The 521-nt window shown below is 45.1% G+C and carries 1 protein-coding gene; it reads right to left on the bottom strand.

Features of this window, described 5'->3' with window-relative positions; all coding sequences use genetic code 11:
• Nucleotides 1-354: MoxR family ATPase (locus tag A3750_RS05775; protein WP_156498438.1), on the bottom strand; the 354-nt coding region annotated here is incomplete at its 3' end.
• Nucleotides 355-521 lie beyond the last annotated feature (167 nt).

The raw sequence follows: 521 nt of genomic DNA, 5'->3' as shown, positions 1-521 counted from the left end.
ATCAATCTCGTCGATCAACAAAATCACGCGCTCTTCCGCTTCAAAGGCCTCCCAAAGCTTTCCCTTCACGATATAGTTGGAAATGTCATGGACTCGATCCACACCTAATTGTGAATCTCTTAGCCGCGAAACGGCGTCGTATTCGTAAAGACCCTGCTGCGCTTTAGTTGTGGACTTGATATGCCACTGGATTAGTCTGGCACCCAAGGCGCTTGCAAGCTGTTCAGCTAGCATGGTTTTACCGGTTCCTGGCTCGCCTTTGATGAGCAAAGGCTTTTGAAGTGCGATCGCAGAATTGACCGCCATTTGAAGATCGTCAGTTGCGACGTAGTCCTGAGTACCCTTGAACGACATAATATTTCCTAAATAGATTTGGGCTAAACGTGCGACATTCTAAAGCAATGCACGTTTATTGCCCATACAACAGATTGTTCACGTTATGTACAGCCCTTATGATGAAAATGGATTACTAACAACAAAATACACGCTATAAAGCGTGCAATGTAGACGCAAACGAACAA

The sequence above is a fragment of the Oleiphilus sp. HI0079 genome, from assembly GCF_001635105.1.
This window is presented reverse-complemented; position numbering and strand designations above follow the sequence as displayed.